The following is a 24,685-nucleotide window of genomic DNA, read 5'->3' as shown; positions in this document are numbered from 1 at the left end:
CCCTCCTCCAAGGCCTCGCGGATCTGTTCCACCTGCGCATCGGTGAGCTTGCGAGGTCGTCCGGTGGGCGGGCGGCGGCGCAGCGCCGCGGTTCCGCCCTGGTCCATCCGACGTTGCCAGCGCCGCACGCTCTCAGGTGTGACCCCGAGCATGCGGGCGATCTGGGCCTGGGAGTGGCCTTGGTCCAGGAGTTCGACCGCACGCATCCGTCGGGCTTCGGCCAGTTGCGGGCGGGTCAGCGGCGGGACGGGTTCAGTGGGGGTGTCGGGTTCGACTCGCGGGGGCATACCGCCATGCTCACACGACTGAGCTTTCCGTACCCACACAACTAACGAAAAACTCAGTAAGAGCTCATCTCAAAAGCCCTGCTTGCCCGCAGGTTCTTCCGGTATTTCAACCACGATCACAGCCCCTCCGGAATTGAACTGCACACAACTTTCACGGTGCACATCGGCAACGTGCACGTGGTTCAAGGCAGTCACGTGCTGGCCATTGAGGCGTTCCGGGCCGCCAACCCCGACAGGTTCACCCGTCGACCCGAAGGCCGCGTGAGCTGGGCATCCAGGAAGGCCAGGTGGGCATGGGATACCATCACCAAGGCAATGCGCTAGACACTCCTCCCTGGAACACACCAGGAACCATGGAAATCCTTATCAAAGCGAGATTTCCGGCCTCACTAGCGGCCAAATATTCGCGCGGCAGCCAAGTCACTTGGACGAGTAATTGCCACGGCCCTTCAGCCAAATGAGCATCTCATCTGCAGATTCGACCATTCCGCGATCGAACCATTCTTTGATCCAGCCGTATAGTCCATACGAGAAGAACGCCGCGAGATAGGCTCCGAAGTTGGGGTATTCGGGCTTGGGGCCGACAATGCCATCAAGAAACTCGTGGAGCAAGGGAAACAGGGAGCGTCGACTGAGAAGCAGGTAGAATTCTCGGTGTTCGTTGAGATGAGCAAATAGATGCCCGAGAAGCCCGTCGTCACCTCCTCCGCCTTGCTGGTCGAAGTCACGTGTCCAGTCTGCGAACAGCAGCCTGATGTGCTCGCGGAGGATGTCTTCTTTCGTTGCGTAGTTGCGGTAGAACGACACCCGGCTGACCCCGGCACGGCCGGTGATCTGCCCGATCGGGATCTCCTTGAGCTCCCGGTCAGCAAGGAGGGAGAGGAGCGATGCGCGGATCTGGCGTTTGACATGGGTGTCTTTTCTGGGGCCTGGCATGTTACATCTCCGCGTTTTTGTATCATTTTTCGCCACTGTGTGCGTCCAACAGCGCCAGCTTGTTACGATTGTAACATCGGGCATTTCGCGCGCGCCTCCGACAGCCGAAGCGCATGGCGTCCGACCTTCGAGGACGAGAAATGATTGGGACCGGGAAAGTGAAGACCTGGCAGAAACGCGCGATCATCATCGCGGCCATCGTGATCGTGGGGGGCACGACCGGATGGTTGACCTTCAACCTCGGTTTGGATTTCCTACTCGGCGGAAGGACTTTCTCGTGATAAAGAAGCTGCTGTGGGGCCTGGTCTACATGATGACCTTCGTCGTGGCGTTCACGGGCGGCATAGCCGTGAACATCCTCTCGAATCAGAACTTCGCGGGCATCGAGGACGTCGAATGGGACGATTCGATGTGGACGATCGAGACAGACCTCGCCTACGCGGACGGCCCGCTGAACAGATTCGACCTGTACCTACCCGCTGACAAAGCGAACGCAACGAAACTCGTTCTCTATATCCACGCGGGTGGATTCACCGGTGGGGACAAGGCCGATGACGCGGCGATCGCGCAGTCGTTCGCCGCGAAGGGCTATGTCGCCGCGACGATCAACTACTCGCTGCGCTCTGACACGAATCAGACGAACGTCATGGAGATGACTCATGAGATAGATGAGGGTGTGGATGCGATTGTCGCCACAGCGACGGAGCGCGGGTACGACCTCGACGGGATGGTCATCGGTGGGGGCTCCGCGGGCGGGAATCTCGCGCTGACGTACGCCTACCGGGATGCCGCCGACGCGCCGGTTCCGGTCGAGGCGGTCATTTCGCTGGTCGGTCCGGCGTCGTTCGAACCGGCCGCGTGGTTCGGCTTCGATGATGGCTACGCCTCGGACGACACCGCTGAGGCGGGGGCCGGATTCGTCTCCATCATCACCGGCGAGCAGGTCACGCCGGACATGATGCGCTCAGGTGACTACGAACAGTACCTGAAGCCCGTGTCGCCGCTGATGCTCGTCACCCCTGACGCACCGCCCACTCTCCTCGCCTACGGGGAGCTCGACAAGGTCGCCCCCTACGCCGCGAGCCAAGACCTCCCGGGCGTCCTGGCGGAGAACGATGTCCCCTATGACGCGTTGATCTTCCCCGACTCCGGTCACGCGCTGAACCGGGATCCCGAGATGGGTGAGCAACTGGGCGTGAAGTTCGACGAATATCTCGACCGGTACGCCCCCCTCGGCTGACACGACAACAGATCAAACCGCAGCACGATACGAAGAAGGACACTGTGAGTACCGAGCGAACACGCCCGTCCAAGACGCCGCGACAGAGGAAGCGGCGCAGGATCACCATCTGGTTGAGCGCGATGGTGACCGTGGTCCTGGTCGCGGTCGGCGGTGTGTTCTGGGCGTTCAAAGCAGCTCAGAAAGAGACGTTCCCACACCTGCCCGACAAACCCGACGCGGGCACCTGGTACGGCGTGTATCCCGACGGGGCCCGGTCCGCACTGGGCGATCCCTACCACGGAATCTTCCGCCTGGGGACCTCGAACAACGTGATGGTGCTGTTCAACGGCGGCGGGGTCAGCGTCAACGCTGAAACCGCGGCGAGCACGGATCACCAGTACTTCAACACCGAGACGGGCGGGGACATCCTGGCCCGCCTCAGCCTGGGCAGCGAGACCGAGGCGAATCCGTTCGCGGACTGGACGATCATCAACCTGCCCTACAGCACCGGGGACTTCCATTCCGGCGCCGGCGACTTCGACTTCGACAACCCCGACGGCGAGCCCGGCACCCTCCACCACGTCGGCTACACCAACCTCGACCTCGTCATGAACGCCGTACGCGCACACATCGGCACCCCGGACAAGCTCCTCGTCGCCGGGTACTCCGCCGGCGGTTTCGCCACCGCGCTGCTCTCCGACCACGTGATGGGCTACTTCCCCGACACTGACAACGTCACCGTCGCCGTCGATAGTGCGCTCCTGCTCAACGACGACTGGCGCGGCATCGCCACCGATGTGTGGCACACCCCGCAAGAGATCACGGATCGGCTCACCACCGACAACATCACCCTCGACGCCCTCACCGCCCTCGCGGAGGAACACCCGGACGTCAAGATCCTGTTCTCCTCGTCCACCCGCGACGAATCGCTCGTCGAAGTCCAGGCGTACTTCGACACCGGAACGCTCGACAAGACCGCCGCCGGAGGCAACGAGTACACCCGCACACTCCGCGCCTTCATAGACCGGCTCCGCCAGGTCTCGCCTCACGTCGCGTTCTACGTCTTCGACGGCGCTCCCCTCGACAGCGGGCTCACACAACACACGATGCTGCTCCTGACCTCCTTCAGCGAGGATCTCGGCGACATCACCCCCGCCCAGTGGATCAGCAACGCCGTCAACGGCACCCTCGAGGACCACGGTCTCGACCTGCTCCGCTGAACCGGACTCCGCACGCCGATGGTGTGCGCTGAACGCCTTCGAGCCGACCTTCGACGGCCGGGTGACCGCAGCAACGCCATTGACTGGGAAGATAGTCGCACCCTTGACGTGACACACCCTGAGACGGCCGCCGCTGTGATCATGCGGATGTGCAGGAACCGAACGATCGGCGGTGGCCGCTCCGTTGGGCACCACCGGACGTGTCGGGTGGCAAAAGGCGATCCCGACACACCGGAGACTCCAACACTGGGCACAAGAGGTGTTTCGTGTCGGGAGCCCGGAGGGTATCCGGTCAGTAGGTCGCCCGACCTCCGCTGATGTCGTAGACGGCGCCGGTGGAGAAGCTGACCTTGTCCGACGCGAGCCAGGCGATGAGCTCGGAGACCTCCTCCGCGCGGCCGACCCTGCCCATGGGGATGAGGCCGGTGATGTGGGCCAGCGCCTCGGGGCTCGTTGCCGCGTTCATCGGGGTCGCGACCACGGCGGGAACGACGGTGTTCACCAGTACGCCGCTGGTGGCGAGTTCCTTGCCCAGGGACTTGGTCAGCGCGATGACGGCGGCTTTGGACGCCGAGTAGGGCGACATGTTCGGGTTGCCGTCCTTGCCCGCCATGCTCGCGATGTTGACGACCCGCCCCCAGCCGCGCTTTCGCATGGCGGGGACGAACGCACGGCAGGTGTTGAACGTGCCGCGGACGTTCACCGCGAACGTTCGCTCCCATGCCTGGGGCGGAACCTCCCAGAGCGGAACGTTGGGGCCGACGATGCCCGCGGAGTTGACGAGGATGTCCACCGCACCGACCTGGTCCGCCGCGGCCTGCACCGCGGTGGTATCGGTGACATCGACGACCAGGTCCGCGTCGTCGGCAATGTCGAGGGTGAGGACGGTGATCCCCTCCTGCTTCAAACGGGCGGCTGCGGCCTTGCCCAACCCACTGCTGCCACCGGTCACGAGGGCGGTTCGATACGCGTTCATGGTGTCCTTCTCAGAGGGGGTCAGTGTGATTCGCGATCGACCCGGTCGCCGCTGGAGCCGGTGAGGAAGTCGAGGTCGGCTCCCGTGTCGGCCTGGTTGACCGTGTCGACGTAGAGGCGCTCCCAGCCGCGTTCGGGGGAGGCGCAGGCGCGCATGAGCTCGGGCGAGGGGGCGCGCGCGTCGAGTTCGTCGTCGGGGACGTCCACGAACAGGGATCGCTTCTCGACATCGAGGACGACGGTGTCCCCGGTGCGCACCCGTGCCAGAGGGCCTCCGGCCGCGGCTTCGGGGGCCACGTGCAGAACGACGGTGCCGTAGGCGGTACCGCTCATGCGCCCGTCACAGATGCGGACCATGTCCCGGACTCCCTGTGCCAGGAGTTTGGAGGGCAGAGGCATGTTGGCGACCTCGGGCATGCCCGGGTAGCCCTTGGGCCCGCAGCCGCGGAGGATCAGCACCGAGTCCGCCGTGACCTCCAGGTCCGGTTCATCGATCCGGGCGCGCATGTCCTCGATCGAGTCGAACACGATGGCGGGGCCGCGGTGGCGGAGCAGGTGGGGTGAGGCGGCCGCCGGCTTGATCACCGCTCCGTCAGGTGCGAGGTTGCCGTGCAGCACGGCGATTCCGGCGTTCGGTAGAAGGGGTTCGGCCCGGGGCCTGATCACCTCGCGGTCATGGACGCGGGCTCCGTCGATGTGGTCGACCAGAGGGCGGCCCGTGACGGCGACAGCCGTGGGATCGAGCAGGTCGCGGATCTCGTTGAGCACCGCGTGCAGGCCGCCGGCCCGGTACAGGTCGTCCATGAGGAAGCGCCCGGCGGGCAGCAGGTCGACCAGGAGCGGCACGTCGGAGCCGGTCCTGTCGAAGTCCTCCTGGGTCAGGTCCAGGCCCAGCCGTCCGGCGATCGCGAGGAGGTGGACGACGGCGTTGGTGGAGCCCCCCAGCGCGGCGAGTGCGACGATGGCGTTGAGGAAGGACGCGCGGGTGAGCACGGTGCTCGGGCGGCGGTCGGCCTCCACCATCTCCACCACGAGCCGACCGGTCCCGTGCGCCGCCTCGAGCAGTCGGCTGTCGGGGGCGGGTGTGCCGGCCACGCCGGGCAGTGTCATACCGAGGACCTCGGCGAGCAGGCCCATGGTGGAAGCGGTGCCCATGGTGTTGCAGTGTCCCCGGCTGCGAATCATGGAGGACTCCGAGCGCAGGAAGTCCTCCCCGGAGAGGGTGCCTGCGCGGACCTCCTCGCTCAGCTTCCACACGTCGGTGCCGCACCCGAGCGGTGCGCCGCGGAAGGTTCCCGTCAGCATGGGTCCGCCCGGAACGACGACGGCCGGTAGGTCCACGGAGGCCGCCGCCATGAGGAGGGCGGGGATGGTCTTGTCGCATCCGCCGAGGAGAACAACCCCGTCGACCGGATTGGCGCGCAGCATCTCCTCGGTCGCCATGGCCGCCATGTTGCGCCAGAGCATGGCGGTCGGCCTGACCTGGGTCTCCCCCAGGGAGATCACGGGAAGGTCCAAGGGGATGCCCCCCGCCTCGTAGACACCGTTCTCGACGCTGCGGGCCACCTCGTCGAGGTGCGCGTTGCACGGTGTCAGGGCGGAAGCGGTGTTGGCGATGGCGATGTGCGGCCGCCCGTCGAACACGTGGTCGGGCAGCCCCCGGCGCATCCATGCGCGGTGGATGTAGGCGTTGCGACCGTCGCCGGAGTACCACTGGGAACTACGTCGAGCCACCATCACACCCTCCTTTTCCGATTATTGGAAATACGATCCACCTAAGGAAACGCAGCGATAGATTACTCGCGAACGACCCCCGGGGAAACCCCGAGGACGGCCCTCTTCCATTTTTTGGAATGATGGTCTAACTTTCGGAATATCACCGGACTACTCCCCCGTCCTCCCGCGTCGGTACCAAGCGACCACAGGGGGGCGGCTTGTGGGATCCGACCCGGTACCGGCCGTCCCGGCCGCGGCCGACCGACGACCTGCCCGCGATCCGCGAGAGCACCATGGGAAGGGACACCGCCCAGTGACCAGTGTTGCAACCGCTGTACCGGCCTCCGAGGGCCGGTACGCGCTCGGCGAGGGACCGGTATGGGACTCCGCCCGGGACCGGCTGCTCTGGGTCGACATCACCGCGGGCGAGATCATCGAAGGGCGGCTCGACCCCGACAGCGGCCGCATCACGGCGACGGGCGTACACCGCTTCGAGGGCACCGTCGGAGCGGTCGCCACCTCCGCGGACGGCGACCTCATCGTTGCCGAGCGGTCGACCCTCACCCGGGTCCGTGCTGACGGCCGCCGCACCGGCATCGCCCGGGTCCTGGACTCCGGTGCGGACAGCAGGCTCAACGACGGCGCCGTCGACCCGGCCGGGCGGTTCCTCGTCGGCAGCCTGGCCGATGACGACCGCACGGGCGAAGAAGTCCTGGCCCGCCTGGGGGCGGACGGCCCCGTCCTCCTCGACACGGATCTGAACCTGTCCAACGGACTGGCCTGGAGTCCCCGGGGGACCCGCTTCTACAGCATCGACACCGTGCCGGGCACCGTGTGGGGCCGTGACTACGACCCCGCCACCGGTGCCACCGGTCCGCGCGAGCGGCTGTTCACCGTCGAGGACGGCTTCCCCGACGGCATGTGCGTGGACGCAGAGGGCAACCTCTGGATCGCGGTATGGGGACGCGGCCGCATCGAACGCCGCGCTCCCGGTGGCGAGGTCCTCTCCACCGTCGCGGTCGACGCCCCGCACACGTCGAGTGTCACCTTCGCCGGACCCGACCTGGACATCCTGGTCATCACCACCGCGACTCATGACCTCTCCCCCCGCGACCTGGACGAATCTCCCGACTCGGGTCGCCTGTTCACCGCGCGCCCGGGCGTGCGCGGGCTCCCCACCCCTTACTGGGTTCCGAGCACCCCGTAACCCCTTCCGACACCAAGGAGAACACCGTGCACCTCATGCGCATCGGAGCCCCCGGCGCGGAGAAGCCCGTCGTCCGCATCGACGAATCCACATATGTCGATGTCAGCGACCTCACCTCCGACTTCGACGAGAGGTTCTTCGGCGCGGGCGGCACCGCCCTGATCGCCGAAGAGGTCGCCCGGCGGGCCTCCGCAGGCGATGTGCTCCCCTTCAAGGGCGAGCGCATCGGCCCGCCCATCGCCCGGCCCCACCAGATCCTGTGCATCGGCCTGAACTACAGCGACCACGCCGCCGAGACCGGGCAGGCCGTGCCCGACGAGCCGATCCTGTTCACCAAGTCGCCCAACACCCTCGTCGGACCCAACGACGACGTGCGCATCCCCCGGGGGGCCACCAAGCCCGACTGGGAGGTCGAGCTCGGGATCGTCATCGGCCGACGCACCTCCTACCTCGACTCCGTGGAGGAGGCGGCCGAGGCCATCGCGGGCTACCTCGTGGTCAACGACGTCAGTGAGCGGTCCTTCCAGCTGGAGCGCGGCGGCCAGTGGGCCAAGGGCAAGTCCGCCGAGACCTTCAATCCGGCGGGCCCCTGGCTGGTCACCCCGGACGCCGTCGAAGACCCCGGCGACCTGCACATGTGGCTGGACCTGAACGGGGTCCGTCGCCAGGACGGCAACACCAGGACGATGATCTTCGACCCGCTCTTCATCGTGCACTACCTGAGCCGGTTCATGGTCCTGGAACCCGGAGACCTCATCAACACCGGTACTCCCCCGGGCGTGGGCATGGGTTTCGACCCGCCGGTGTGGCTCAGGCCGGGCGACGTCATGGAGCTCGGTATCTCCGGGCTGGGCACGCAGTGTCAGCGCGTCGTCGGTCCCAGGTAGGGGGCACCGATGCGAGCCCTGGTCATCACGGGCCCCGGCAGGGCGGCCGTGCACGAGGTCGAACCTCCCAGTCCGGCCGTCGGCCAGGTGGTCGTGGACGTCGAGCGGGTGGGGGTCTGCGGAACCGACGTCGAACTGTTCACCGGGCGGATGAGCTACCTGCACACGGGCGAGGCGCGGTATCCGCTGCGTCCGGGGCACGAGTGGTGTGGAACGGTGACCGCCCTCGGCGACGGAGCCGATCCCGGGTGGCTGGGCCGCCGTGTCACGGGCGACACCATGCTCGGTTGCGGCCGCTGCCGCGCCTGCCGGTCCGGTCGGCACCATGTGTGCGCGGACCGGGCGGAAATCGGGGTGCGCGGCGGGTTCCCGGGAGCCCTGGCCGAACAGATCGCCGTCCCCGCCTCGGCTCTGCACTCCCTGCCCGACGCGGTGGACGCGACCTCGGGCGCCCTCGTGGAGCCCGGCGGCAACGCGCTGAGGTCCGTGCGCGCCGCCGGTCTCACCCGTGGTGAGCGCATGCTGGTCCTGGGCACGGGCACCTTGGGGTTGCTGACCGCCCTGTTCGCCCGCGCCCAGGGCATCGATGTCCATCTCATGGGCCGTGACGAGGACCAGATGCGCGTGGCCGGGGAGCTGGGTTTCACCGGGGTCTGGACACGGGACTCCTTGCCGTCCCTGGTCTGGGAGGCGGTCGTGGACGCCTCCAACTCTCCTCGACTGCCGGGCCTGGCGCTGGACCTGGTCGAGCCGGGCCGACGGGTCGTCTACGTGGGCCTCGCGGGAACCCCGAGCAGTATCGACACCCGCGATCTCGTGCTCAGGGACGTCACGGCCGTCGGCGTTCTGGGAGCATCGGCCGGGCTGGGCGGGACCATCGACGCCTACGCGGACGGCTCGGTCGACGCACGTCCGTTGGTCGCCGCCACCGTGGGTCTGGAACAGGCGCCCTCCGTGCTCTCCGGTGCCCGACCGGAGGGTGCGGGGGCGGGCCCGAAGATCCACTTCGATCCCCGCGTCTGACCCGCAGTGCCGGGGCCGCCCCCTGTACGGCCCCAGTCCATGGAGACAGATGACGGGAGGAACCGCATGGGGCTCTCATCCATGCCCGAAGCCCTCTGTTCTCTCGTTCGCGCCGAAGATATGCGCGCGCCCGAGATGCACCCGATCCAGCTGTCCGCCACGCCTTCTTCCCGATATCGGACTACCATGCCGATAGTCGGATCGGGAGGAGTGTCGTGGTGACACCGGAGGCGGGCCGCGATGAGTCGCGTGTCGTCGGTGCGGACCGGGTGCTCGCGGTACTCATCGAGCTGGGAGGCCACCCGCAGGGAACGACCCTCGACGAGCTGGCACAGGTGATGAGGAGCCCCAAGCCGACCGTGCACCGTGCGCTGACGTCGCTCCGGAAGGTCGGGCTCGCGACACAGATCAGACGCGGAACCTATGCGCTCGGGGACGAGTTCTTCCGGCTGGCGTTCCGCAACTTCGCGGAGCGGCCCGAGACCATGCTCATCACGCCGATCCTGGAGGAGCTCTCACAGCGCTACGGCGAAACGGCCCACTATGCGGTGCTCGACGGCGCCGAGGTCGTCTATCGGGCGAAGACCGACCCCCCGGGCGGTGCGGTACGGCTGACCTCCGTGGTGGGCGGACGGAACCCCGCCTACCGAACGGCGGTGGGCAAGCTCCTCCTGAGCCGCCACGTCGACAGTGAGGCGGAGTTGCGGGAGCTGCTCGGCACAGAGCCCCTCGACGAGCGCACACCGCAGACCATCACGGACATGGGACGGCTCTGGAGCGAGCTCCAGCTCGTCCGCGAGCGCGGCTTCGCCGTTGACGACCAGGAGAACGAGGTCGGCGTCAACTGTGTGGCCGTTCCGGTCTATCCGGTCCCGGGCGCCGCGGCCAGCGGAGCGGTGAGCGTGAGCGCCCTCGCCTTCCGGCTTCCCCTCGCCGACCTCGTCCAGGAGGTGCCGACGATCATCGGCATCGTCGAGGGCGGTCCCCGGACTGCTGGTTGAGCCGCTGGGCCACCGTCGAGACGGAAAGCCGTCCTGATGCCGATTGCGGACGGCATATCCACCGGCGGCACCAGCCTGCTCGGCCGTCGTGCGGAAAGGTCCCGTTGATCCACGGCAGGGCAGGGTCGGAGACGGCTCCGACCGCCTCTGCGGGCATTACGTCCCGCGCGCTCGGTAGTGCTCCAGCGCCATTCTCCGCACTTCCCGCCAGATACCCCGGACAGCCTGCCCGCACGAACACCACCTCCGACCGAGGCTGGAACTGCTCTGGTGGTGGAGTGCCCGCTCTCCGGCTTCTCCGGGCCGGGGAGCCTTCGTCGTCGCCACTGTTACGATTCAGTGCTGTAGGGGCACGGCGCGTTGGGAGGCCCGGGTGGCACGGCGGAGAGGCGTCACAGCCACGGACGTGGCCCGGGAGGCAGGCGTCTCCCAGACCACCGTCAGCTACGTTCTGAACAACGTGCCCCATCAGAAGATCTCCGCGGCGACCCGGCAGCGCATCCTCACCGCGGTTGAGAAGCTCGGTTACCGGCCTTCCGTAGCGGCCCGGACTCTTCGGACAGGGCGCAGCGACACGGTGCTGCTCCTTCTCGCGGACATGCCTTTGGGCCACACGGCGATCGAACTGATCGAACGGCTCACCCAAGTCCTCCAACGGCATGGGCTCAACGTCGTGACCCGGATCGACGACGAGAGCTCGGACGGCTCCCTGTGGGCCGACCTGGTGCCCCGGACCGTGGTCGTGCTCGCCCCCGTCAGTAGCGAGCGCCGCGAACGCATGGAGAGCGCCGGCATCCAGGTGATCAACGCATGGCGTCGTGAGCCCGGGGAAACCGGCCACGATGCGCTCGGCCGGTCCCAGAACCGTGTCGGCCGATTGCAGGCCCATCACCTGGTATCCGCCGGACACCGGCGGATCGGTTACGCCGCACCGCTCGACACCAGGCTGAGCGCTTTCCATGAACTGCGTTCTCAGGGTGTGGAGGACGTCTGCGCCGAGCTGGGCCTCGAACAGCCCGTCGTGCGGGCGGTCGAGGCCGACGCCGGTGCGGCCGCCGCGGCGGTCCGGGCCTGGCGCTCCGAGGGTGTGACGGGAGTCTGCGCCTTCAACGACGAGATGGCCTTCGCACTCCTGGCGGGAATGCGTGGAGAGGGGTGGACGGCGCCTGTGGACCTCGCGGTCATCGGAGTGGACGACATCCCGGTCGCCCGGTTCGCAGAGCCCCCGCTCACCACTGTCGACCAGCATATGGAAACGGTCGCGGGCGAGTTGGCGCAGGCCGTCCTGCGGCCCCGTGACTCCCTTGCCGATATCCACCGCCTACGGGGTGAGTCCGCCACCGTGGTGGTGAGGAGCTCCGCCTGAGTTCCCCGTGCTGGTGCGGATGTAACATGGCGGACGGGTGAAAACGTCCGATGTCCTGTCCTTCTGGGTCTCCGGCGGACTCACCGGACCGGTGCGTCCCGTCAGCGGGCCGGGGAGGACCGTGTCCTCAACCGGTCACTTGACCTTCCTGACGGGGAAGATGGCCAGGGCGCCGATCAGTGCCGCCACCAGCGAGAGCACCCAGACCGACGCGTATCCGCCGGTGAGGGCCACGAGCTGGCCCGCGATGAGGGGGCCGACCGCCTGCCCGAGATTGATCCCGGTGGTGCCCACCCCCAGGTCGCGGCCGACGGCCTTCCGGTCGGGCAGTACGTCGATCATCAGTGCCCGGTCGACCGCGAGGTAGCATCCGGCGGCGATGCCGCCGAGGACGTTCTGGATGATCAGGGACTCGAGCGTGGGCCAGAGCAGCGGCACCGCCATGGAGACGGCGAACAGTGCGGAGGCGGAGATGACGAAGGGCTTGCGGCGCCCCACCCGGTCGGACCACGTTCCGGTGACGAGCATCGAGATGACGGTTCCCGGTATGACGGCCGCGGTCATGACGGGGATCAGTCGGAGTGCCTCCTCAGTGCTGAGGGCCGGCTGGATGTAGCTCTGCATCATGTAGAGGTTGAAGGCGTTGGAGGCGCCGTAGCTCAGCATCACGGCGAGGCCGCAGAGCCAGACCCAGCGGAAGTCGGCGGAGCGCAGGGGGATCAGGTAGGACTTCAGCAGCCCCGCCCAGCCGACTTCGGGGACCTGCAGATCGGCCGAGGAGCGGTCCCGTGCGACCAGCACGAACAGGACTCCCGTCACCGCCAGTGCCAGGGCGAAGGGGTAGTAGGCGGCGAACCCCATGATGTCGAACAGCGCTCCGGCCCCGACCGCACCGACCATGACACCGAGCAGGGTGCCGATCCCGGACACGGCCGAGGTGGTGCCGAGCTTGTTCTGGGGGACCCGGTCGGGGACGGTGGTGTTCAACGCCCCCTGGGCGGCGTTGAGCATGAGTTGCACGAGCGCCCAGACGGCGATCAACAGGCCGATGCCGGTGGAGAAGCGCACCCCCACCAGGAGGGCGGCCGCGAGCACGCTGCCCGCGGCGATCCACGGCGCGCGCCGCCCCCAGGGGGAGCGGGTGCGGTCGGAGAAGAGGCCGACGAGGGGCTGGATGACCATCATGGCGATGGCGCCGACACCGGTGATGATCGACAGGTTTCCGGCCCGCGCCGCCTCGTAGGAGGCAAGCAGGTCGAGCTGGTGTTGCTGCTGTTCGGTCGCCGTCGCCGTGCCCGCTTCGACCTGGGCCTTGAGGTCGTTCAGGTGCTGCAGGTCCGCACCCGCGTCGGCCCCCGTGAACCAGTTGGCGAACTCGATGTCCTGGACCTGCAGCGGCAGCAGAATGGCACCAATGGCACCGTTGACAGCGGTGATGGCCGCCATCGCCAGGATGTAGACGAGCAGGTAGCGGCGGAACGGCCGACCGCCGAGGTAGGTCATCGAGGTTCCCGGAACCGATGGTTCGGCGATGTGCTCGGAGCGGGGCGGTCGTGCTGTGGTCATGGCCAGAACTCCTGTGAGAGCCCGTACAGGGGGGATGGGTCGGTGTGTGCAGGCGGAGCGCCGCGTGGTGTCCGCGAACTCCTGTGTCAGCTCCTCGCCGTTCCTTCGCCGGCGGTGGAGCACGGTCGCTTCAAACGGCCACTGACAGGCGCGGTGAGAAGGGACGTCTGTTCGGTGGCGTCCTCACCCCCGTACGGGCTGCGTGGCCTGACGGGGAGTGCGCAGGGCGGGGAGTCGTCCGTGCCCGCGGTGGTCACCGCGGGCACGGCGGCAGCGGCATTCACCGTCCCTCCTCTACGGAAACGCGGACCGTCGCCGTACCGCAGTCCTGCGCCGAGGCCGTCATCCGGATCTCGCCCGGCCCGGTGGGGCGCAGTACCGCGAGGGCCCTCCCCCGGTAGGTGCGGCGCTCGTGGGAGTCGAATCGCTCGTCCGTCGAGGGGAGTGCACTGGCGAAGCCCGCCAGTTCTCCGTCACCGGATACTTCGACGCGGACGGGGCGGTCGGAGGCCGGATGGCACTCCCCCCTCGAGTCCGTGAGTGTGAGGGAGACATAGGCGAGGTCGCCGCCGACGGCGGCGATCACCTGCCGGTCGGCTTGGGCGTGCAACCGCTCCGGGTCCCCGGAGGTGCGCAGGGTGTGACGCCCGGTCTCGGCGCCGCCGGTGTAGGTGACGGCGAGCACCTCACCCGGCTCGTAGACGGCCTCGAATCCGGCACGGAAGGACTCCAGTGGCCGACGTCCCTGGGACCGTCCGTTGACGAACAGTTCGACCTCGTCCGCGGCCCCGTAGACCTCGATGGTGACGGGGGCGTTCTCGAAGCCCGGCCATGTCCAAGAGGCGAGGACGTCGCTCCATGCCCACGGAGTGCCGGAGAAGGCCTCACCGTGGTGCTGTGGCGGCTGCACGGCGAGGTAGGGGGCGGTGCGGAGGCCGAACACGATCTCCCGGTAGTAGGAGGCCGGGCGGCGGTGGCCGGTGATATCGAGGTCGCCGCAGTCCGCGGTGAGGTGGGGATGGGGTGCGACGAATTCCTGCGGGGGACGGCCGGGCGCGCGGTACTGCGGGCGTCCGATGCCGACCTCTCCGAGGTAGTCCCAGCCGATCCAGGTGAAATCACCGATCACGTGGTCGTGCTCGTGGACGAGGTCCCAGATCCTGTCGATGTGGGTGGGGAAGGTCTCGGTGCCGAGGATGATGCGGCCGGGGAACAGGGTCCGGTCGAGTTCGTACCTGGCCTCGGCGTAGTTCATACCGGCGATGTCGAGGACGGAGAAGGACTCCTCGGTCTTTCGGGTGACCAGCTCGGAGGTGGCGAGTTTCTCCAGTCTCGCCGCGGGGTCGGCCATGAAGGTGTTGATTCCACCGTTGTCCTCGGGCCGTTCCCCGGATTCCTTCTCCTTCATGGCGGCCAGGTCGGCCATGACGGCCAGGGCGGTGTTGATTCCGTTGGTGACGAAGCGGCCGGAGTCGAGGGTGCGGACCTTCTCCGCCAGGCGACGGCCCCAGACGGCCCCAGCGGGTGAGCCCGTCTCGGGGATCTCGTTGCCGATGGAGTACATGATGACGCTGGGGTGGTTGTAGTCCTTGGCGACCATCGCCTCCAGGTCGCGTTCCCACCATTCGGTGAAGTACAGGCTGTAGTCGAAGGGCGATTTGGCGGACGTCCACATGTCGAAGGCCTCGTCGACGACGAGCATGCCGAGCCGGTCGCACGCCCGGAGCATGGAGCTGCTCATGGGGTGGTGGGACATCCGGATCGCGTTGAAGCCGGCCTCCTTGAGCAGCTCCACGCGGCGTTCCTCGGCGCGTGCGTGGGTCGCGGCCCCGAGCGGTCCGTTGTCGTGGTGGACGCAGGCGCCGCGGAGCTTCACCGGCGTACCGTTGATGCGGAGTCCGTGGTCGGGGTCGAGTTGCAGGGTGCGGATGCCGAAGGCGGTGTGCTCGGTGTCGGCGCCGTCGTCCAGGGTCACCGTCGCGGTGTAGAGCTCGGGGCTGCCGGGGCCCCACAGCCGGGGTCCGGTCACGTAGAGCCGTTGGCGGGCGACCGCGTGCCGACCGGGTTCCACGGTGACCGGTGAGGCGGTCCGGGCGACGACGCGGCCGTCGGGGTCGGTGATCTCCGTTCCCAGGCGGACGGTTCGCAGCAGGCTCTCATCGCTGTCGATCCGGACGGCGACCTCTACGACCGCCCGTTCCCGGTCCGCTTCCACGGTGGTGATGCGGACGCCCTCCGGGGCGATCCTCACCGGTCCGCCGGTCAGCAGCCAGGTGTCCCGGTACAAACCCGCGCCGGTGTACCAGCGGGAGTCCTGGTGGGTACGGGCCTCGACGCGGATCTCGTTCATCGCCCCGTGGTGCAGGTACGGCCCGACATCGGCACGGAACTGCGCGTACCCCGAGGGGCGCTGTGCCACGTGGGCACCGTTGACGTAGACCATGGCGTCCCGGTACACGCCTTCGAACTCGACGAGGACGCATCGGCCGTCGTCCCCGGTGGGGGCGGGGAACCTCTTGCGGTACTCGTAGGCGCCGCCCGGGAAGTAGGCCCCGGCTCCTCCCGCCGCAGGGGTACGCTGCTGTTCCAGCATGGCGTCATGGGGTACGGCGACCGGGCGGTGGGCACCGGCCTGCCCGGACACCTCTGCGAACTGGTCGGCCTTCGGCCGGAACTCCCAGCCGTCGTTGAACGACACGCGCTTCATCGGTTACTGCTCCTTTCGGATGGGGTGCGGCGGTCGCCCTTCGCCCCTCGGAGTGGGGCCCCTCGCCTGCGGCGGACGACGGGTCGGGGCGGTGCGACGACGATGCGCCCCGGAGGTCCGTCGTGGGAGGAGGGCGGCCGGGGTGTCACGGGAGCGCTCCGGCCCGCCCTCGCCGCCCGGCCGTACACCGGGAGTACGGTGCCCGGTCTCGCTTCGAGGGGGCCATGGTGGCGTGGTCCGACACTCTCGGTGCCCTTTCTTCGAGTGCTCGCCGGATCAGTCGTCCAGAACGGACCGCAGCGCATCGACGACCCGTGGGACGGAGCTCGCGGGTTCCATACGATTGGTGAGGTAACCGAATCCGATCCGGTGGCGCGGGTCGGCGAACCCGGCCTGGCCTCCGGCGCCGTCATGGCCGAACGACTCCTCGGTCAGCAGGGGCAGCGCTGGTGAGGACAGTTGGACCCCGGCCCCCCAGCGGTGGAACGGACCGGGACCATCGGCATCGGTGACGCCGGGGCCGCTGCTGCGCTCGCGGGTGAGCAGGGCGATACCGAGTTCGGCGAGCGGGCGAAGCCCGTTGGTGGGGGTCACCACCGACGACCAGATCCGCGCGAGTGCCGACGCCGTTCCGATGCCCGCCGCGCTCACCAGACCCGACTTGAGCACCCGGGGGTCGTTGAATCCGCCGTCCTCCGTGACGAATCCCAGCGGGAACGCGCCACCGGCCGTGAGGAAGCGCATGGACTCGTCGTCGGACACCAGTTCGGCCAGCTTGGCGTTGAGCGCCTCATAGGCCGCCGACGTGGAGATGTGGGCGACCCGGCTCAGCTCCTCATCGGTCGCCCGCAGGGTCACATCGGCCGGAGGCGCGGACCCGAACACCTCCCGGAAGAGGTCCGGCAGATCGCTCCCCGTCGCCCGCAGCACTACTTCCCGTACCAGAGGCCCCCAGGTGATCCCGTGGTACAGGTGGGCTTCACCCGGCGTCCACCGGGGGCGCTGGCGGGCCAGGCGCTCGGCGAAAGCACGGCCGTTCAGGACCTCTTCCAGTTCGGTATCGGTGTCCGGCGCGATCAGGCCGGCCCGGTGCGCCATCAGGTCCCCCACCGTGAGGGAGTCCTTGCCGTGGACACCGAACTCCGGCCAGTAGGACGCGACCGACCGCTCCAGGTCGATTCGGCCCTGTTCGGCCAGCCACGCGACCACCAGCGACGCCAGGCCCTTCGTGGAGGAGAACAGCACCGCGGGCGTCCGGGCATCCCATGCACGACCGTCCCGGGCGTCCGCCGTTCCCCGCCAGACGTTCACCACTTCGGTGCCGCGGTGCCGGATCGAGAGCGCGGCGCCTCCGGCGTCCGGTTCGGACACGGTCGCGGCGAACGCCGCCACCACCGGCCGGAACCGCTCGTCGAACGTCCCCCCGAGATCGTCGGGGATCCACTCCCGCGTGTGTGTCGCCTCTCGGCCGCCGCTGCTCGGCGTACCTGAGCTGTTCACTGGACATTCCTTCCGTCAGGGCTTGGCCGGGGTATCACGGAACCGGTAGGTGTTCGCGAAGACGAGCGGCGATACCGGAGCCCCGAGGCGCGGACCCTCGGCGATACGAACGTTTTAATCACGGACGCGGAGACCTTGACCGGATGATCTGCGCTCAAGGGTTTCCGAGATGGGCGGCTCCGGCTCCCCCGGATGCGGTAGCACTTCTGGGACAACCGTGTGAACAGAGCCGCGAGGCTTCTACTTATACGTACAAGTGAAACCTGTAAGTAACGTAATCGTCGATCGGACGGAGCACAAGAGATCAGCGGCGACAATCTTCAGGTGTCTCGTCGGTACGGCTGTCTGCCGAGATCACGTGGGGACCGGGCCGCGCCCGGCTCCGTCGGACGAAGCCGGGCGCGGTCATCTCTGTGGCGGCGGGAAGGGCGTCCCGGAAGGGTCGCCCGAGGCACTCTGCCCGAGCAGAGGCGTCAGCGTCCGCCCCGCTCCTCACGGCGCCGCTCGCGCAGGACGAAACGTTGGACCTTTCCGCTGGGGGTCTTCGGCAGTTGATCGGTGAAGTGGACCGTGCGCGGATAGGCGTGTGCGGCCAACCGGGACTTGACCAGCAGCTGCAGTTCCGTTGCGAGTGCGTCATCGCCGACCGTTCCCGGGCGCAGGACGACGAAGGCTTCGACCACTTCACCCCTGAGGGCGTCGGGCACTCCCACGACCGCCGCGTCGACCACCTGGTCGTTCTGCAACAGGACGCTCTCGATCTCGAAGGGGCCGATGCGGTATCCGGCCATGATGATGAGGTCGTCGTCCCGGGAGGCGAAGAAGAAGTCTCCGTCCTTGTTCCGGAGCCCGGCGTCACCGGTGATGTACCACCGGCCGTCCGCGGAGAAGCGCTCCGCGGTCCTGTCCGGGGCGTCGGCGTAACCGGTGAACCACATCAACGGGCTCTCGGCCACCCTGATCGCCAGTCGGCCGACCGTGCCCTCGGCGACGGGCTCGTCCCGCTCATCGTGCAGGACCTGCGCCGACCACCCGGGCAGCGGCCTGCCCATGGACCCCGGGCGGACCGGGGACCGCACGGTATCCGCCCACCCGTTGGCGATGACCATGCCGTGTTCGGTCTGGCCGTAGTGGTCGCGCACGGGGACACCGAGCGATCGCTCGGCCCAGTCGATGACCTCGGGCGTGAGCGGCTCCCCCGCGGAGGAGGCGACGCGCAGCCGCAGGCCCTCGGGGACGGCGTCCGGCCCGCTGCGCAGGCTGCGGTAGACGGTGGGGGCCGCGGTGAAGTTGGTGACGCCGAATTCACGCATGACCCGCCAGGTCGACGCCGGAGAGAAACCCGAGCGGAACAGCAGGCTGCGGACGCCCGCGGCCAGCGGAGCGAGGATCGCGTAGTAGAGGCCGTACGCCCAACCCGGATCGGCGGCGTTCCAGTAGACGTCGTCGGAGCGGACGTCCAGGCCGTACTCCAGATAGGCCTGGAACGAGGCCAGCGCCTTCACCGGGACAGGCACTCCCTTGGGGGTCCCCGTGGTGCCGGAGGTGAACAGCCGGACCAGTTCCCCGTCCCCTCCCCGGACGACCGCTCGGCCTTCCGGCTCGTCCCCGCTGAAGGCGTCGAGCAGACGGCCGAACGAAAGTTCGCCCTTCTCCGGTTCACATCCCGCGACCACGACCCGCCACGGGGCGTCGGCCGGTATGTCCTCGCCGGGGGCCAGCTTGTGCCGCTGGTCGGCATCGACGATGACGGCCTTCACCGCGGCGGCCTCCAGACGCAGCGCGATGGCCGGTGGGGCAAAGGCGGTGAACAACGGCACGTTCACCGCGCCGCGGCGCCAGATTCCCAGCAGGGCCACGACCAGGTCGGCGGACTTCCCCATGAGGACAGCGACGGCGTCGCCGGGGGCGACCCCCATGTCTGCCAGTGCGGCGGCCAAACGCGCGGAGTCACGGCGGAGCTCACCGAAGGTGAGGTCGCGGGCGGTCAGGTCCTCCTCGACGACGGTGAAGGCGACGGAGTCGTCCGGGTGCCGGTCGCACAGCAGGTCCGCCGCACACGCCTGCGGCGAGTCGAAACGGGACAGCAGCTCTCGGACCCTGTCCTGCACCACGGGCCCTCCCTGCTCATGGACGGATCGGCTTGCCCTGGTCATGTTCGACCCCTTTCTGACACCGTCTCCGCCTCGGTGCGGCGCGGACGGGCGACCTATACTCCGCAGCAAGCCGCAGGCCGACCACCCCCGGAAAGGGGTAAGAACCATGAGCCCCGTTCCGGAGACATCGATGCGTCCGGACGATGGGGCCGCTTTCCGGCAGGCCCTGCGTTCGGCCCGCGACCGCCTGGAACTCCCCCTCGCCTTCGGCGGACCGGTCCGGGAGGAGGTTCTGCACCTGACCCAGCACATCGGGGTCAGGACGAGGGGACTGCGCGGGCTGCCCGTGCTCCCGTCGGCCGGTCTGGGCGGACACGTCCTGGTGTCGCGCCGCCCGCTCGCCGTGGCGAACTACGGCTCGGACACCTCCATCACCCATGAGTACGACACACCGGTGCTCGCGGAGGGCATCCGGTCCGTCGTCGCGGTTCCCGTGGTCGTGTCCGGCTCGGTACGCGGAGTGCTGTACGGGGCGACCCGTGGCCCGGCTCCGGTAGGGGCCAGGGCGATCGACGTGATGATCGACGCCTCCCGGGACCTGTCGAAGGAGTTCTCCCTGCGGGACGAAGTGGACCGGCGCCTGGAACTGCTCCTGGCCTCGGAGACCGCCCCCCACCGGAGTCCGTACCGCGGCCGGGTCGAGGAGCTCAGGGAAGTGCACGCGGAACTGCGCGCCATCGCCCGAGCCGTGCACGACGACGCACTCCGTGACAGGGTTCTGGAGGCCTCACGGCGCCTGTCCGGGCTGTGGGCGACGCAGCCGCCGGAGACACCCTCCCCCTTGTCGGCACGGGAGACCGACGTGCTGGCCCAGGTCGCCCTGGGATGCACCAACGCCGAAACGGCATCACGGCTCTCACTGCGTCCGGAGACCGTCAAGGCCTACCTGCGCAGCGTCATGCGCAAACTCGATGCCCGCACGCGGTTCGAGGCGGTGGTCACCGCGCGCCGCCGGGGCCTGCTGCCCTAGAGTCCGTGTCGAAGCGTGATCGACCAGGGAACGCGCGCCCTCCACGTCCCGGCCGTCCGTGGAATGCCTGCGGACACGGGTGCACGGCCGGGCGGTCACCGATGGGTGGCGAACCAGTGAGCGGTGCCTTCGGCGATCATCCTGCCGCCCGCGCCGCTGAGACCGATGAGGTGTCCGGTCCAGGGGACGCCGACCACCCGCACATCCACCCCGAGGGCGCGTGCGCGCTGCGCGTAGGAGAGGGAGGCCTGGGCGGGAACGAGCCAGTCGTTCTCGCCGTACACCAGGAGGGTGGGCGGTGAGGTGGCCGTCAGGGTGTTCGCGGCGTTGACGGCGGCGTACCTTTCGGGAACCTCCTCGGGAGTGCCGCCGGTGTAGGCCTCGGCAAGGTCGCGGGAGAGGTCGCCGCTGATCGCGTAGGGGTTGCCCTCGGCGAAGCCCGGATCGGTGGCGGCGATACTGACCGCGACCGCGGTGACCTGCGGCAGGGGCCCGCAATCCGCGCCGAGGTCCTGGCCGTCGGTGGCGAGGTTCGCGGCCATCGGGGCGAGGTTTCCGCCGGCGGAGCTTCCGGTGACGTAGAGCCGGGAGGGGTCGCCGCCGTACTCGTCGGCGAGGCCGTTCACGGTGGCCAGGGCGCAGACGATCTCCTTGGGTGCGATGTCCCAGGTCGCGGTCCGGTCCGTGGCCAGGGTGTAGGTGGGGGTGAACACGACGTAGCCCCGGTCGGTGAGATGGCGTGCCAGCGCGGTGTCGCTGTCCACGTCGCCGGAGGTGAACCCGCCGCCGTGGACATGCACCACGACGGGTGCGTGCTCACCTGGTTCGACGGGCAGGTACACACCCATGCGGATCGAACGCCCGTCGACGGGCCCGTACTCGACGACCTCGTCCGGGCCCTTTCCACCGCTCAGGAACGGACCGAAGAAATCACCGGCCTGTGTGCTGACATCCTCCGCGTGGAGGGCTGCCCGCTGGTCGGCTATGACGTTCCCGCCGAAGACGGCGCAGACGGCGCAGACCACGACCCCGATGCCGAGCGCTTTAGACCGGTGAAGCGACCACGCTCCCACCCCGGCCAGGAACCCGAGAAGCGCGAGGACGGTCAACCAGCCGGGCACGTGCCCCCCGATGGAGCCCACCAGCCCGATCACCGGAGCCTGCCACACGAACGTCCCGACGGCCAGTAGGAGTGTCAATCCCGCGAGAGACCAACAGACCGCGGCCATGGCCCGCCGCAGCCGGCGGAGTGCGCGTGTTCGGGTCCTGGTGTCGTTCGTGGTCACCACGTCGGCCTCTCGTCTCGGGTCCGTGGGCATGCCGTCCGGTCTCGGGCCACATCGTAAACCACACATTTGGGTGTTTTTTGTCGGATCACAGTGTCTGCGAGAAGAGGCCCAGGCACACCGACCGGGGCGCCTCCTCTCGACAGGAACCGGGACACGAGCCACGCCTGCCGTCTCACCTCGCACGACGGCTTCTCAGCTTCGGGGAGCGTGTGCGTTGAACCATTCGACGGTCAATTGTGCGATCGCCCTGTCGGCCGCCCCGCTGAGGCCCATGAGGTGGCCGGTCCACGGGATGGCCACGGGGCGGACCTGCGCCCCGCGAAGGCGCGCCCGAAGGATGTAGTTCAGAATCGCCTGGGCGGGCACGAGCCAGTCGTTGGGGCCGTAGACCACCAGGGCCGGCGGGCACTTGGCGTCGAGGTACGCACCCGCATCCACGGCCTCGTACCGCTCGGGCACCTGATCGGGCGTTCCGCCGAGGAACGCCCGCACGAGACGGCGGCCCACGGTACCTGCGGGCACGTACGCGTTGCCCTCGGCGAAGCCCGGATCGACGGCGGGGATGGTGATGGCGATCGCCGTGATGTCCGGCAGCGAGTCGGAGTCCCGGCCGAAGGTCTCTCCTGCTGCGAGGCGATTGGCCACGAGCGGGGCGAGGTTGCCCCCGGCGGAGCTCCCGGTGAGGTGGAAGCGGCCGGGATCGCCCCCGTAGCGTTCGCTGAGCGCTCGGGCCTCGACGAGAGCACATGCGATCTGCTGCGGGGCGAGATCCCAGGTCGGCCGTCCCTCTGCCGCGTAGGTGTAGGTGGGGGTGAACACCAGGAAACCTGCCTCCGCGAGGTGACGCGCGAACCACGCGTCGCTGGTCTCGTCTCCAGCCTCCCACCCTCCACCGTGGACGTGGACGACCACCGGAGCCGGCGAGACACCGGGCTCCGGCCGGTAGACACCCATGCGGGGAGTGAATCCGTCGACGGGGCCGTAGGTCACGACCTCGTCCGGGCCGGTCGTGGACGACCGGTGGGGCCCGAAGTAGTCGCGGAACCGAGTGGACACCCCCAGGTCCGCCAGTACACGGCGCTGGTCGGCGATGACTCTGATACCGACGGCGGCCGCCCACACCGACACGGCCGCCGACACCACCGCCCAGATCGAGGGAGTCGACACCCACGCCGCGACGCCGGCGGCGAATCCGAGTACGGCGGCGACGACGAGCCAGCCGGGAACATAGCCGCCCAGGGAACCGAGGAGTCCGAGCCACGGCGTCTGCCACGCGACCGTCCCCGCGGCGAAGAACAGTGCGATACCCGCCAGTACGCACGCAACCCAGACCATGGCAACCGTCCTCTCCGCAGCGACCCGGAACCCGGGAGTCGCCCGCCCATAAAACCACACAACTGGGTGATTTTTGTGTACGGTGTCCGTACCAGCGGCGACAGCGCGACAGCGCACCCCGGTCCGACACCGACAAGGAGAAGGCGGACATGCCACAAGATGTCGACCTCGAACAACTGATCGCCGACCTCATCGGACGCGGCGAGCTGGCCGACGCCCAGTACGCGATCGCGCGCGACGGAGAGGTCCTCCGCACACGGGCATTCGGGGATGCCGCCCTCGACAGCCGGTTCTGTATCTTCTCGTCCACCAAACCCGTCTTCGCGTCCCTCATTTGGCGCCTCATCGACGACGGCGAGATCAAACCGGACACACGGGTCGTCGATATATGGCCGGAGTTCGGCGCGAACGGCAAAGACACGATCACGCTCGAGCACCTGCTGCTGTTCACCGCCGGTATCCCCTCCCCGATGCTCCCCCGTGATGCGCTGCGCACGCGTGAAGGGCGGGTCCGTGAGATGGAGTCCTGGGAGATCGAGTTCGAACCCGGGAGCCGCTACGTCTACCATCCGTTCTCCGCGGGCTGGGTCCTCGCGGAGCTCGTCACCCGGATCACCGGCCGTCCGCACGGAGAAGCACTGCGGGAGCTGGTGTTCGACCCGCTCGGCCTCGACCGGATCGACCTCGGTGCGGCACCGGAGCGCCAGGGGGACGTACGGGAGGTCCGCCACATCGGCGAGGCGCCCTTCGACCCCTTCGAGGTGTTGACGGGGCGGCCCGCGACGGAACCGCGCATCGGATCGGGGGAACCGTTCGATATCCGCGCCTTCGGTAACGACCCGGACGTGATCGCGGCCGGTGCCCCCGGCGGTGGCGCCGTCTCGGATGCGGAGTCTGTCGCGCTGTTCTACCAGGCACTCCTCCACAATCCCGCCGACCTGTGGAGCCCGGAGATCCTCGTGGACGCGACCACGAACATCCGCAACACCTTCCCCGACGGACTGCGCCTCGACGCCCCCGCCAACCGCACCCTCGGGCTGATCGTCGCCGGTGACGACAACCGGCGCCTGACACGCCCCGAGTACGGTGTCGACCTGGTCATGCACCCGTTCGGACCGGCCGTCTCGCCGACGACGTTCGGCCACGGCGGCGGCGGGGGCCAGATCGCGTTCGCCGACCCGCAAACCGGTGTGTCGTTCTGCTTCCTGTCCAACGCCATCGACCTGGACGCCTTCCGCGCCTTCCGCAATCAGCAGGACATCATCGAGGCCGCCGTGCGCTCCGTCGTCTGACCGCCGTGGGGTGCGGCCCGGCCTGTTGGG

20 protein-coding genes are annotated in these 24,685 nt (G+C 68.6%); 10 read left to right on the top strand and 10 right to left on the bottom strand.

Going from position 1 to position 24,685, the window contains the following annotated elements:
• A partial coding sequence (locus G011_RS31510) for a helix-turn-helix domain-containing protein (RefSeq protein WP_155979858.1) occupies positions 1-287 on the bottom strand: 287 nt, incomplete at its 3' end.
• Between the two features lie 420 nt (positions 288-707).
• Positions 708-1,223 (bottom strand): TetR/AcrR family transcriptional regulator, encoded by a 516-nt coding sequence (locus G011_RS0127590; RefSeq protein ID WP_019611299.1) that lies wholly within the window; start codon positions 1,221-1,223, stop codon positions 708-710.
• Between the two features lie 158 nt (positions 1,224-1,381).
• Between G011_RS0127590 and G011_RS32820 the strand changes: the two genes are divergently transcribed.
• From G011_RS32820 to G011_RS0127575, 3 genes are read left to right on the top strand one after another with little or no spacing between them, the layout of a single operon-like run.
• Positions 1,382-1,504: a hypothetical protein gene (locus tag G011_RS32820; protein WP_255342167.1), complete on the top strand. Its 123-nt coding sequence runs from the start codon at positions 1,382-1,384 to the stop codon at positions 1,502-1,504.
• Positions 1,501-2,463 (top strand): alpha/beta hydrolase, encoded by a 963-nt coding sequence (locus G011_RS0127580; protein ID WP_019611297.1) that lies wholly within the window; start codon positions 1,501-1,503, stop codon positions 2,461-2,463. The genes G011_RS32820 and G011_RS0127580 overlap by 4 nt, the downstream gene beginning before the upstream one ends.
• Positions 2,464-2,507: 44 nt before the next feature.
• Entirely contained in the window at positions 2,508-3,665 is a 1,158-nt protein-coding gene (locus G011_RS0127575) for a pectin acetylesterase-family hydrolase (RefSeq protein ID WP_155979856.1), read from the top strand.
• A gap of 292 nt (positions 3,666-3,957) precedes the next feature.
• Here the strand turns inward: G011_RS0127575 and G011_RS0127570 are convergent, their stop codons facing one another.
• Both G011_RS0127570 and G011_RS0127565 read right to left on the bottom strand, forming a co-directional pair.
• Positions 3,958-4,641, bottom strand: coding sequence for an SDR family NAD(P)-dependent oxidoreductase (locus G011_RS0127570; protein ID WP_026338726.1), 684 nt, complete (start codon positions 4,639-4,641; stop codon positions 3,958-3,960).
• Between the two features lie 20 nt (positions 4,642-4,661).
• Positions 4,662-6,377: a dihydroxy-acid dehydratase gene (locus tag G011_RS0127565; protein WP_019611294.1), complete on the bottom strand. Its 1,716-nt coding sequence runs from the start codon at positions 6,375-6,377 to the stop codon at positions 4,662-4,664.
• Positions 6,378-6,669: 292 nt separating this feature from the next.
• On the opposite strand from G011_RS0127565, the gene G011_RS0127560 reads away from it, so the two are divergent.
• From G011_RS0127560 to G011_RS0127540, 5 genes are all read left to right on the top strand, one after another.
• Positions 6,670-7,563 (top strand): SMP-30/gluconolactonase/LRE family protein, encoded by an 894-nt coding sequence (locus tag G011_RS0127560; protein ID WP_019611293.1) that lies wholly within the window; start codon positions 6,670-6,672, stop codon positions 7,561-7,563.
• 26 nt (positions 7,564-7,589) lie between these two features.
• Complete coding sequence (locus G011_RS0127555; RefSeq protein WP_019611292.1) at positions 7,590-8,450, top strand: fumarylacetoacetate hydrolase family protein; 861 nt, start codon at positions 7,590-7,592, stop codon at positions 8,448-8,450.
• A gap of 9 nt (positions 8,451-8,459) precedes the next feature.
• Entirely contained in the window at positions 8,460-9,473 is a 1,014-nt protein-coding gene (locus G011_RS0127550) for a zinc-binding dehydrogenase (protein ID WP_019611291.1), read from the top strand.
• A 215-nt stretch (positions 9,474-9,688) separates the two neighbouring features.
• Entirely contained in the window at positions 9,689-10,474 is a 786-nt protein-coding gene (locus tag G011_RS0127545) for an IclR family transcriptional regulator (protein ID WP_019611290.1), read from the top strand.
• Positions 10,475-10,880: 406 nt separating this feature from the next.
• Positions 10,881-11,840: a LacI family DNA-binding transcriptional regulator gene (locus G011_RS0127540; protein WP_019611289.1), complete on the top strand. Its 960-nt coding sequence runs from the start codon at positions 10,881-10,883 to the stop codon at positions 11,838-11,840.
• A gap of 135 nt (positions 11,841-11,975) precedes the next feature.
• Here the strand turns inward: G011_RS0127540 and G011_RS0127535 are convergent, their stop codons facing one another.
• From G011_RS0127535 to G011_RS0127520, 4 genes are all read right to left on the bottom strand, one after another.
• Positions 11,976-13,406 (bottom strand): MFS transporter, encoded by a 1,431-nt coding sequence (locus G011_RS0127535; protein WP_026338724.1) that lies wholly within the window; start codon positions 13,404-13,406, stop codon positions 11,976-11,978.
• 280 nt (positions 13,407-13,686) lie between these two features.
• Positions 13,687-16,113 carry a glycoside hydrolase family 2 TIM barrel-domain containing protein gene (locus G011_RS0127530; RefSeq protein WP_019611287.1) on the bottom strand — a complete coding sequence of 809 codons (2,427 nt, stop codon included), beginning with the start codon at positions 16,111-16,113 and terminating at the stop codon, positions 13,687-13,689.
• A gap of 276 nt (positions 16,114-16,389) precedes the next feature.
• Positions 16,390-17,613 (bottom strand): serine hydrolase domain-containing protein, encoded by a 1,224-nt coding sequence (locus G011_RS30380; RefSeq protein WP_019611286.1) that lies wholly within the window; start codon positions 17,611-17,613, stop codon positions 16,390-16,392.
• 473 nt (positions 17,614-18,086) lie between these two features.
• Positions 18,087-19,727, bottom strand: a complete 1,641-nt coding sequence (locus G011_RS0127520; RefSeq protein ID WP_019611285.1) for an AMP-binding protein — start codon at positions 19,725-19,727, stop codon at positions 18,087-18,089.
• Positions 19,728-19,875: 148 nt separating this feature from the next.
• On the opposite strand from G011_RS0127520, the gene G011_RS0127515 reads away from it, so the two are divergent.
• Complete coding sequence (locus G011_RS0127515; protein WP_026338723.1) at positions 19,876-20,739, top strand: LuxR C-terminal-related transcriptional regulator; 864 nt, start codon at positions 19,876-19,878, stop codon at positions 20,737-20,739.
• A gap of 95 nt (positions 20,740-20,834) precedes the next feature.
• On the opposite strand, the gene G011_RS0127510 is transcribed toward G011_RS0127515, so the two are convergent.
• Together G011_RS0127510 and G011_RS0127505 are read right to left on the bottom strand one after the other, a co-directional pair.
• A complete protein-coding gene (locus tag G011_RS0127510) occupies positions 20,835-21,938 on the bottom strand; it encodes an alpha/beta hydrolase (RefSeq protein ID WP_231391611.1) in 1,104 nt (367 codons plus the stop codon).
• Positions 21,939-22,220: 282 nt separating this feature from the next.
• On the bottom strand, positions 22,221-23,363 hold the full coding sequence (locus G011_RS0127505; RefSeq protein ID WP_019611282.1) for an alpha/beta hydrolase: 1,143 nt from the start codon (positions 23,361-23,363) through the stop codon (positions 22,221-22,223).
• 149 nt (positions 23,364-23,512) lie between these two features.
• On the opposite strand from G011_RS0127505, the gene G011_RS0127500 reads away from it, so the two are divergent.
• Positions 23,513-24,655 carry a serine hydrolase gene (locus tag G011_RS0127500; protein ID WP_019611281.1) on the top strand — a complete coding sequence of 381 codons (1,143 nt, stop codon included), beginning with the start codon at positions 23,513-23,515 and terminating at the stop codon, positions 24,653-24,655.
• The last annotated feature ends 30 nt before the right edge of the window (positions 24,656-24,685 follow it).

This window comes from Nocardiopsis sp. CNS-639 (assembly GCF_000381685.1).
GTDB lineage: Bacteria > Actinomycetota > Actinomycetes > Streptosporangiales > Streptosporangiaceae > Nocardiopsis > Nocardiopsis dassonvillei.
This window is presented reverse-complemented; position numbering and strand designations above follow the sequence as displayed.